This window comes from Variovorax saccharolyticus, from assembly GCF_030316765.1.
Lineage (GTDB): Bacteria > Pseudomonadota > Gammaproteobacteria > Burkholderiales > Burkholderiaceae_C > Variovorax > Variovorax saccharolyticus.
Genome location: NZ_JASZYT010000003.1, coordinates 287,608 through 297,135 on the forward strand (window position 1 = coordinate 287,608; position 9,528 = coordinate 297,135).

Below are 9,528 nucleotides of genomic sequence, written 5' to 3' on the forward strand. Positions count from 1 at the left end.
CGCCGCTCAGGAGCGCGCCGCCGCCAGCAGGCCTTCGATGGCCAGCACCACGCCCTCGCGGGCATCCTTCGAGGGCGTGCCCTCCTGCAGCATGTTGCGAACCAGTCCGAGCGTGTTGATCAGTTCGGCCTCCATCTCGGTCAGGAGCGGGATCACCTCGAAGTGCGGGTACTTGCCCTTGGCGCCCATCGGTCGTCCGGGGCCCGACAGATCGACGTCGTAGCCTTCACTGATTGCCTGTTTCTGAGTCTTCATCGGGACCTCGCAAGAGATGGTTGAGCGTTGTCAGCACCTGCCTTGGCGCTGAATCAATGTAATACATTGTGCCTAGTTACTTCTTAAGTAACAAGATGATTCATTAGTTTTTGTGTACTTTTTACGTCGCATCGCCAGTCACCTGCCGATGCCTCGCAGCCCGCAGATCAGGGTAATCACGGAGTTTCTGGCCACCTTTCGGTCTTGATTGCACCCATTTTTTGTATACAAATATAGGGTGCAATCCACAGACCGAACTTTCCGTTCGGACCTTCGACCATCCGCCACGAGGAGACACCCGTGAACGCAACCGCCAGCCAAGCCAGCATCGAGCTGCCGATCCCAGGCGCCATGCACCCGAGCGAATCGAATGCACGGATCAAGCCGGGCTACGACCCGCGCCTGACCAACGAAGACCTGGCGCCGCTGAAACGGCAGACCTGGGGCCAATACAACATCTTTGCCTTCTGGATGTCCGACGTTCACAGCGTCGGCGGCTACATCACGGCCGGCAGCCTGTTCGCGCTCGGCCTGTCGAGCTGGCAGGTGCTGGTGTCGCTGCTGGTGGGCATCTGCATCGTGCAGTTCTTCTGCAACCTGGTGGCCAAGCCCAGCCAGGTGACAGGCACGCCCTATCCGGTGATCTGCCGCGCCTCGTTCGGGGTGCTGGGCGCCAACATCCCGGCCGTGATCCGCGGCCTGATCGCGGTCGCCTGGTACGGCATCCAGACCTACCTGGCGTCGGGCGCCTTCATGCTGCTGGCGCTGCACTTCTATCCCGGCCTCGCGCCCTACGCGGATGTGGCGCAGCACGGCTTCGTCGGCCTCTCGACTCTCGGCTGGGTCGCCTTCATGGTCATGTGGGTGCTGCAGGCCTTGGTGTTCTGGCACGGCATGGAAGCGATCCGGCGCTTCATCGACTGGGCCGGTCCGGCGGTGTACGTGGTGATGGCGGCGCTGTGCGGCTGGCTGGTCTGGAAGGCCGGCTGGAGCAACATCGACATGCGCCTGGGCGGCGTGAAGTTCTCGGGCTGGGACGCCCTGCCGGTGATGCTCAGCGCGACCGCGCTGGTGGTCAGCTACTTCAGCGGACCGATGCTCAACTTCGGCGACTTCTCGCGCTACGGCAAGAGCTTCGACGCCGTCAAGAAGGGCAACTTCTGGGGCCTGCCGGTCAACTTCCTCTTCTTCTCGCTGCTGGCCGTGATCACCTCCGCCGCGACCTTGCCGGTGTTCGGCGAACTCATCACCGATCCGGTCCACACGGTGGCGAAGATCGACAGCACCACCGCGGTGGTGATCGGCGCCCTGACCTTCATGATCGCCACCATCGGCATCAACATCGTCGCCAACTTCGTCTCGCCGGCCTTCGACTTCTCGAACGTCGCACCGCAGAAGATCAGCTGGCGCACCGGCGGCATGATCGCCGCGGTGGGCTCGGTCTTCATCACGCCCTGGAACCTCTACAACAACCCGGAGGTCATCCACTACACGCTGGACATCCTGGGCTCCTTCATCGGCCCGCTGTTCGGCATCCTGATCGCCGACTACTACCTGGTGCAGAAGCAGCGCGTCGACGTCGATGCGCTCTACACCCTGAGCCCGGCGGGCGCCTACTGGTACGACAACGGCTACAACCGGCGCGCCATCCGGGCGCTGATCCCGGCCGCGCTGGTGCCGGTGCTGTGCGTGCTGGTGCCGACCCTGCGCGGCGCCGCCAACTACGCCTGGTTCATCGGCACCGGCCTGGGCTTCGCTTTCTACATGCTGCAGAACCGCAAGCGCTGAAGCGCGCTCATTTCCCTTTCCCGACCCATCATGCGAATCAAGATCATCAATCCCAACACCACCTGGAGCATGACCGAGAAGATCGGTGCCTGCGCACGCTCGGTCGCGCGGCCCGGCACCGAGATCGTGGCGGTCAGCCCCGCCATGGGGCCGGCCTCGATCGAGAGCCACTACGACGAGGCGCTGGCGGTGCCCGGCCTGCTGCAGGAGATCGCCGCCGGCGAGCGCGACGGCATCGACGGCTACGTGATCGCCTGCTTCGGCGACCCCGGCCTCAAGGCCGCCAGGGAACTGGCGCGCGGCCCGGTGGTCGGCATCGCGGAGGCGGCGATGCATCTGGCGAGCCTGGTGGGCAGCAGCTTCAGCGTCGTGACCACCCTGGGCCGCACGATGGGACAGGCCTGGCACCTCGCCGAGGTCTACGGCATGAAGCGCTTCTGCGCCAACGTGCGGGCCTGCGAGATCGCAGTGCTCGAACTCGAGGCGCCCGGTTCGCGCGCGCGCGAGCGCATCGTCGACGAATGCCGCCGCGCGCTCGACGAGGACGGCTCCGACACGATCGTGCTCGGCTGCGCCGGCATGGCCGACCTCTGCGAGCACATCGGACAGGTGCTCGGCGTGCCGGTGATCGACGGCGTGGCGGCCGGGACGCAGCTGATCGAATCGCTGGTGAGCCTGCGCCTGGCCACCAGCAAGCGCGGCGAACTGGCACGCCCGCTGCCCAAGCCGATCAGCGGCCTGCTCGGCGACTTCGCGTTGCCGGCGGTGCCGCCGGCGCTGAAGCGCGCGGCCTGATTCGGCCTCATTCACAATGGCGCCATGCCACGCGCCTCCAAAGCTTCCGCTCCCCCCCAGCCGTCGCCCGCAAGCTCCGGGACCGAGGCTGCGGTCGACAAGACCGCCACCATCGAAGGCATCGCGCAGGACATCGCCACCGCGATCGTCGAGAAGCGGCTGCCGCCCGGCACCTGGCTGCGCGAGGAAGCACTGGGGCGGCTCTATTCGGTCAGCCGCACCAAGATCCGGGCGGCGCTGCTGACGCTGTCGAAGGAAAAGCTGATCGAGATGATCCCGGACAAGGGTGCTTTCGTCAGCAAGCCCAGCGTGCAGGAGGCGCGCGAAGTCTTCGGGGTCCGGCGCCTGCTCGAAAGCGAGGTGGTGCGGCTGTTCGTCGCCAAGGCGCGTCCCGCCGACTACCAGGCGCTCGAGCAGCACATCCAGTTCGAGCGCACCACCTTGCGCGCCACCACGACCACCGGCACGGTGCGCGAGAAGCTGCTCGGCGACTTCCACGTCGCGCTGGCGGAGGCCGCCGGCAACCAGACCCTGGCCGAACTGATCCGCGAGCTGGTGGCGCGCAGCTCACTGATCGCCATGCTGTACCACTCGTCGAACGATCCGCATTGTTCGTCCGACGAGCACGCCGAATTCCTGCGCGTCTGCCGCAGCGGCGATGCCGAGGCTGCCGTGGCGTGCATGACCGACCACCTGCTGCGCATCGAGGCCAACCTTCAGCTTTCGGCCGGCGTGCCGGATCGCCAGCTCGACCTGGTCAAGGCCCTGCTGGCCTGAAAAGCGCGGGCCCGCGACTTGCTTGGGCGCTCGGAGCGCGGGTTTTCCGCCATACAGCCCGTCGCCTGATTTGTATACAGTTTCGCGTACAGATCGGTGGACGATCCATGGCACCACGCCGTTCGCTCGTCCCTTTTCCTCCACATTGCCCAGGAGAAACACGCAAATGACGGCTGCCTCGCCTTCCATCCACCCGGTCGACCAGCGCCTGCCGGCCGGCAAGCTCACCGCCCTCGGCCTGCAGCACGTGCTCGTGATGTATGCCGGCGCCGTGGCGGTGCCGCTGATCGTCGGCCGCGCGCTCAAGCTCACGCCGCAGGAGGTCGCGCTGCTGATCTCGGCCGACCTGTTCTGCTGCGGCATCGCGACCCTGATCCAGGCGCTCGGCGCCACCCAGTGGTTCGGCATCAAGCTGCCGGTGATGATGGGCGTGACCTTCGCGTCGGTCGCACCGATGGTCGCGATCGCCAACGCCAACCCGGGCCAGGCCGGCGCGCAGCTGCTGTTCGGCGCGATCATCGGCGCCGGCATCATCTCGATACTGATCGCGCCGATGGTCTCGCGCATGCTGCGCTTCTTTCCGCCGGTGGTCACCGGCACCATCATCGCGGTGATCGGCATCAGCCTGATGCGCGTGGGCATCAACTGGATCTTCGGCAACCCGGTCGGCCCGACCGCGCCGGCGCTGGTCGACCCGGTGTACGCCAAGTGGCTGGCCGACGTCACCTCGCCCGGCTCGGCCGTGCCGCCGTTGCCCAAGGGCCTTTCGATCGTGCCTTCGGTGCCGAACCCCAAGTACGCCGACCTCGGCGGGCTGGCCATCGCGGCGCTGGTGCTGGTGTCGATCCTGCTGATCGTGAAGTACGCCCGCGGCTTCATCGCCAACATCTCGGTGCTGCTGGGCATCGTGATCGGCGCCGTGGTGGCCACCATCTTCGGCTTCATGACCTTCGAGAAGGTCGGCAGCGCGGCCTGGTTCGACATCGTGCTGCCCTTCCACTTCGGCATGCCGAAGTTCGACCCGGTGCTGATCCTCACGATGTCGCTGATCATGGTCGTGGTGATGATCGAGTCGACCGGCATGTTCCTCGCGCTCGGCGAGATGACCGACCGCAAGATCAGCCAGCAGGACCTGGCGCGCGGCCTGCGCACCGACGGCCTGGGCACCTTGATCGGCGGCATCTTCAACACCTTTCCGTACACCAGCTTCTCGCAGAACGTCGGGCTGGTGGCGGTGACCGGCATCAAGAGCCGCTACGTCTGCGTGGCCGGCGGCGTGATCCTCGTCGTGCTGGGCCTGCTGCCGAAGATGGCGGCACTGGTCGAGTCGCTGCCCACCGTGGTGCTGGGCGGTGCCGGCCTCGTGATGTTCGGCATGGTCGCAGCGACCGGCATCCGCATTCTTTCGGGCGTTGACTTCAAGACCAACCGGCACAACGCAATGATCGTCGCGGTGTCGATCGGGGTCGGCATGATCCCGCTGCTGGCGCCCAACTTCAAGCAGTGGATGCCGCACGCGATCCATTCGCTGGTCGAGTCGGGCATCCTGCTGGCGTCGGTATGCGCGGTGCTGCTGAACCTGTTCCTGAACGGGGCCAAGCACGACGAAGCGGCGATCGTCGCCGCCGCGAAGCAGGCCGAAGCACACTAGAACGGCTCGCCCCCAGGTCGGGTTCACTTCGTGTAACCCTCCCACCCCCTGCCGGGGGCAACACCAGCGGCCCGGCGAAGCCGGTTCCGCGGTGTTTCACGAATGGGCCTGGCTGCGCCGGCCGGCTGCATGGCGGTCCGATGTCCCTCAGAACGGCATGATCAGTGGCACCAGCGCGATGCTGGCGAGCCCGACCAGCAGCACCAGCGGCAGGCCGATGCGCACGAAGTCCATGAAGCCGTAGTCGCCCGGCCCGACCACCAGCGTGTTGACCGGCGACGACACCGGCGTGACGAAGGCCGCCGATGCCGCCAGTGCCACGGTCATGGCGAACGGGTACGGCGAGGCCTGCAGCTGCTGCGCGATGGCCAGCGCCACGGGTGCCATCAGCACCGCCGTGGCGGTGTTCGAGATGAACATGCCGAGCGCGGCCGTGACCGCGAAGATCACCGCCAGAACCGTGCGCGGACCGGCGCTGCCGACGATGTCCATCAGCGCCTGGGCCGCGAGATCCACCCCGCCGGTGCGCTGCAGCGCGAGCGAGAACGGCAGCATGCCCACGATCAGCACCAGGCTCGGCCAGTGGATCGCGCGGTAGGCGCTGCGCAGGTCGACGCAGCCGCTGAGACCCATGAGCAGGCAGCCGATCAGCGCCGCCTGCACGTTGGGCAGCAGGCCGCTGACCATCAGCACCACGACCAGCGCCAGCGACAGCAGCGCGAAGGGCGCACGCGACGCCGCCGGCGAGACCTCGTCGAGCTCCGCCGGCAGGTTGAAGATGATCAGGTCCATGTCCGACCGCAGCCTTCGGATCGCCTGCCAGAGGCCGACCACGAGCAGCGTGTCGCCGGCCTTCAAGGGCTCGTCGAGGATGTCGCCCTGCTCGGCCGTGCGGCCGTGCTTCAGCCCGATGACGGAGACGTCGTGGTGGGCACGCAGCCGGGCCTCGACCACGGTCTTGCCGATCAGGCTGGAGCCCGGCGGCAGCAGCACCTCGGCCATGCCGATGTGCTGCGCATGCTCCGAGAAATAAGCCCCGGCCAGCGGCAATCGCTCGAGCGCGAGACGATGGCTGAGGCCCTCGAGGTCGGCGCCGGGTTTCCAGAGGTCGAAGAAGAGCACGTCGCCCGCTTCGATCAGCGTGCCCGGCGGCAGCAGGTCTTTCGCGAAACGGCGTTGGCGCTCGATGGCCAGCAGGTTGAGGCCCGGGATCGCGGCCGCGGCCAGCGTGTCGAAGACCTTTCCCACCGCCGCGGACCCGGGCCGCACGCGGAACCTGTAGCCGCGTCCGGCCAGCGTGTACTCGTCGATCCACTGGCCCAGTCCGGCCCGCTGGCCCGAGGGCCTGGGCTGCGACCGGGCGCCGCCGAGCCAGCGCCGAACGACCAGCATGTAGACGATGGCGATGGCCAGCAGCGGCACGCCGAAGGGCGTGAAGCTGAAGAAGCGGAATCCCTCGAAGCCCTCGCGCACCAGCTCGGCATGGATCACGAGATTGGGCGCCGTCGCCACCAGGGTCAGCATGCCGCTGATCAGCGCGGCGACCGACAGCGGCATCATCAGGCGGCCCGCCGCCACCCCGGTGTTGCGCGCGATGCGCAGCACGATCGGCACGAAGATGGCGACCACGCCGGTCGAACTCATCACCGAACCGACGCCGGCCACGATGACCATCAGCAGCACGATCAGGCGCGCCTCGTTGCCGCCGGCCCGCGCCACCAGCAGGTCGCCCAGGCGCTGCGCCACACCGGTCCTCAGCAGACCTTCGCCGATCACGAACAGCATCGCGATCAGCACGATGTTCGGGTCGGCGAAGCCTGCCAAAGACTCCGGCACGCTGATCACGCCGGTCAAGGGCAGCGCCGCGATCATGAGCAGCGCCACCACGTCGGTGCGCGGACGCCCGAGTGCGAACATCGCCACGGCGCCGCCCAGCAGCGCGAGGACCATGCCGAGTTGAGGCGTCATGCCTTCAGATCATCGCCAGCGGCCTCTTGCGCCGCGGGGCTGGATGCAGGCGGTCGATCTCGGCCAGCAGCTCGGGGCCCAGGGCCAGCCCGGCGGCCGCGAAGTTGTCGCGCAGATGGGACTCGCGCACCGCCTTCGGAATCGCGGCGACCCCGGGCTGCGCCAGCACCCACGCCAGCGCGAGCTGCGCCGCCGTGGCGCCCAGCTGCTGCGCGATCTTCTGCAGGCCGGCATCGGCGGCCAGCGCGCCCTGGTCGATCGGGCTGTAGGCCATCATCGGCATCCCGCGCGCGCGCTGCCAGGGCAGCAGGCTGAACTCGGGGCCGCGCTCGGCCGCCGAGTAGTAGACCTGGTTGGCGGCGCAGTCGTCGCCCAGCGCGGCGAGTTCCTCCATGTCGTCGGTGTCGAGATTGCTGACACCCCAGCGACCGATGCGGCCCTCGGCGACCAGCGCCCGCATGGCGTCGCGCGTGTCGGCGAGCGGATGTTCGCCGCGCCAATGCAGCAGATAGAGGTCGAGCCGGTCGAGGCCGAGCCGCGCAAGACTGCGCGCACAGGCCTTCGGAACGCCGCTGCGGCTGGCGTTGTGCGGATAGACCTTGCTGACGATGAACAAGTCCTCGCGCTTCACGTCGCCGGCGCGCAATGCCTCGGCCAGGGCCTGGCCGACGACCTCTTCGGCGCCGCCCTCGCCGTACATCTCGGCCGTGTCGATCAGGCGGTAGCCGATGTCGATGGCGCTCCTGATCGCCGAGACTTCCGCGGCCCGCCGCGACGCCGATTCGCCCATCTTCCAGGTGCCGAGTCCGAGCACGGGCATCCGCCCGCCACCGGCCAGTTCGAGGTATCGCATCAGGCTTCCTTCTCGGTCAGGGCGGGATCGCCGACCCCGCGTCGCCACGATGCTAACCAAGCGGCGTGCGTCCGGATGAAAAACCGCCACTGGACGAGGCATCCAATATATCGGACACTTGCTCCAACATGACGGAACAAGCATCCAGCCTGAACGACCGCATCGCCGAACGGGTGCGCGAGCTGCGCGCCGCGCGAGGCCTCTCGCTCGACGCACTGGCCACGCACTGCGGCGTCAGCCGATCGATGATCTCGCTGATCGAGCGCGGGGAGAGCAGTCCGACCGCGGTGCTGCTGGAAAAGCTCGCCACCGGCCTGGGCGTCGCGCTGGCCTCGCTGTTCGAGCCGGCGCGCGCCGGAAACGATCCGGTCGCGCGGCTCGCCGACCAGCCCCTGTGGCGCGATCCGCATTCGGGCTATGTGCGGCGCAACGTGTCGCCGGCAGGGTCGTCGCCGATCCAGATCGTCGAGGTGGCTTTTCCGCCCAAGGCCCGCGTCGCCTACGAGAGCGGAGCCCGCGAGCCGCGCATCCACCAGCAGGTGTGGGTGCTCGAGAACAGCATCGAGGTCACGGTCGGCGAGGTCTGCCATCGGCTCGGCGCCGGAGACTGCCTGGCCCACGCGCTGGATCGCCCCGTGAGCTATCACAACCCGACGCGCAGCCTCACCCGCTATGCGGTCGTGATCGCCACCCTGCCCTCTGCCTGGAGATGAAATGAACGCCGATGCCCCCGCTGCCGTGCGCAGCATCCGCCGTCTCGAGACGGTCTCCGACGCGCAGGCGCGCGGGCTCGCCGAACTGCTGATCGACTGCGTGGAGGGCGGCGCGTCGGTGAGCTTCATGCAGCCCTTGCCGCTGTCGAAGGCGCTGGCCTTCTGGCGCCAGGTGGCCGAAGGCGTCGAGCGCGGCGACCGCGCGTTGTTGATCGCCGAGGACACGCAAGGCATCGTCGGGACCGTGCAGCTGGTGCTCGCCCAGCCCGACAACCAGCCGCATCGCGCGGACCTGTCGAAGATGCTGGTACACCGCCGCGCGCGCTGCCAGGGTTGGGGCGAGGCCCTGATGCGCGCGGCCGAGCAGCTGGCGAGCGACTGCGGAAAGTCGCTGCTGGTGCTCGACACCTCCAGCGACAGCGCCGAGCGCCTCTATGCCCGGCTCGGCTGGCAGCGCGTCGGCGTGATTCCCGGCTACGCGCTGCTGCCGCAGGGCGGGCTGTGCGCGACTACCTATTTCTATCGATGGCTGAATGGAGATCCGGCCGCGCTGCGCACCGCGGTTGTAACATCCGCTCTCGAGGCCGACGGCATCCCCTGAAGACCCCACCCGCCCTCTGCACAGTGGGACTTGAACACCAGTTCAGCAGCAAGTCAGGCGAGATGTAGTAAGAAAAAAGGTTTGCATTTTTCAAATGCGACTCGTACAGTTGATACGGCTGGTTTCG

9 protein-coding genes are annotated in these 9,528 nt (G+C 67.7%); 6 read left to right on the forward strand and 3 right to left on the reverse strand.

The annotated features are described in order from the left end of the window. Positions 1 to 6: 6 nt before the first annotated feature. Entirely contained in the window at positions 7 to 255 is a 249-nt protein-coding gene (locus tag QTI45_RS12045) for a hypothetical protein (RefSeq protein WP_286368637.1), read from the reverse strand. Between the two features lie 351 nt (positions 256 to 606). Between QTI45_RS12045 and QTI45_RS12050 the strand changes: the two genes are divergently transcribed. From QTI45_RS12050 to QTI45_RS12065, 4 genes are all read left to right on the forward strand, one after another. Beyond that, positions 607 to 2,043, forward strand: coding sequence for an NCS1 family nucleobase:cation symporter-1 (locus QTI45_RS12050; RefSeq protein WP_286654723.1), 1,437 nt, complete (start codon positions 607 to 609; stop codon positions 2,041 to 2,043). A gap of 30 nt (positions 2,044 to 2,073) precedes the next feature. After that, entirely contained in the window at positions 2,074 to 2,838 is a 765-nt protein-coding gene (locus QTI45_RS12055; protein ID WP_286654510.1) for an aspartate/glutamate racemase family protein, read from the forward strand. A gap of 24 nt (positions 2,839 to 2,862) precedes the next feature. After that, complete coding sequence (locus QTI45_RS12060; RefSeq protein ID WP_286654511.1) at positions 2,863 to 3,615, forward strand: GntR family transcriptional regulator; 753 nt, start codon at positions 2,863 to 2,865, stop codon at positions 3,613 to 3,615. 166 nt (positions 3,616 to 3,781) lie between these two features. After that, positions 3,782 to 5,266 carry a nucleobase:cation symporter-2 family protein gene (locus QTI45_RS12065; RefSeq protein WP_286654512.1) on the forward strand — a complete coding sequence of 495 codons (1,485 nt, stop codon included), beginning with the start codon at positions 3,782 to 3,784 and terminating at the stop codon, positions 5,264 to 5,266. Positions 5,267 to 5,413: 147 nt separating this feature from the next. Here QTI45_RS12065 and QTI45_RS12070 read toward each other — a convergent pair whose 3' ends face one another. Together QTI45_RS12070 and QTI45_RS12075 are read right to left on the reverse strand one after the other, a co-directional pair. Beyond that, the gene (locus QTI45_RS12070) at positions 5,414 to 7,234 is read right to left on the reverse strand and encodes an SLC13 family permease (protein WP_286654513.1); all 1,821 of its coding nucleotides are present in this window, start codon (positions 7,232 to 7,234) and stop codon (positions 5,414 to 5,416) included. A gap of 4 nt (positions 7,235 to 7,238) precedes the next feature. Next, complete coding sequence (locus QTI45_RS12075; protein WP_286654514.1) at positions 7,239 to 8,087, reverse strand: aldo/keto reductase; 849 nt, start codon at positions 8,085 to 8,087, stop codon at positions 7,239 to 7,241. Between the two features lie 128 nt (positions 8,088 to 8,215). On the opposite strand from QTI45_RS12075, the gene QTI45_RS12080 reads away from it, so the two are divergent. Together QTI45_RS12080 and QTI45_RS12085 are read left to right on the forward strand one after the other, a co-directional pair. Continuing rightward, positions 8,216 to 8,800, forward strand: coding sequence for a helix-turn-helix domain-containing protein (locus QTI45_RS12080; protein WP_286654515.1), 585 nt, complete (start codon positions 8,216 to 8,218; stop codon positions 8,798 to 8,800). Position 8,801: 1 nt separating this feature from the next. Then, on the forward strand, positions 8,802 to 9,401 hold the full coding sequence (locus tag QTI45_RS12085) for a GNAT family N-acetyltransferase (protein WP_286654516.1): 600 nt from the start codon (positions 8,802 to 8,804) through the stop codon (positions 9,399 to 9,401). Positions 9,402 to 9,528: the final 127 nt, after the last annotated feature.

Excerpts from the sequence above, each read along its gene's own strand:
- QTI45_RS12045 (WP_286368637.1), bottom strand. The coding sequence starts at position 255 with ATGAAGACTCAGAAACAGGCAATCAGTGAAGGCTACGACGTCGATCTG.
- QTI45_RS12050 (WP_286654723.1), top strand. The coding sequence starts at position 607 with ATGCACCCGAGCGAATCGAATGCACGGATCAAGCCGGGCTACGACCCG.
- QTI45_RS12055 (WP_286654510.1), top strand. The coding sequence starts at position 2,074 with ATGCGAATCAAGATCATCAATCCCAACACCACCTGGAGCATGACCGAG.
- QTI45_RS12060 (WP_286654511.1), top strand. The coding sequence starts at position 2,863 with ATGCCACGCGCCTCCAAAGCTTCCGCTCCCCCCCAGCCGTCGCCCGCA.
- QTI45_RS12065 (WP_286654512.1), top strand. The coding sequence starts at position 3,782 with ATGACGGCTGCCTCGCCTTCCATCCACCCGGTCGACCAGCGCCTGCCG.
- QTI45_RS12070 (WP_286654513.1), bottom strand. The coding sequence starts at position 7,234 with ATGACGCCTCAACTCGGCATGGTCCTCGCGCTGCTGGGCGGCGCCGTG.
- QTI45_RS12075 (WP_286654514.1), bottom strand. The coding sequence starts at position 8,087 with ATGCGATACCTCGAACTGGCCGGTGGCGGGCGGATGCCCGTGCTCGGA.
- QTI45_RS12080 (WP_286654515.1), top strand. The coding sequence starts at position 8,216 with ATGACGGAACAAGCATCCAGCCTGAACGACCGCATCGCCGAACGGGTG.
- QTI45_RS12085 (WP_286654516.1), top strand. The coding sequence starts at position 8,802 with ATGAACGCCGATGCCCCCGCTGCCGTGCGCAGCATCCGCCGTCTCGAG.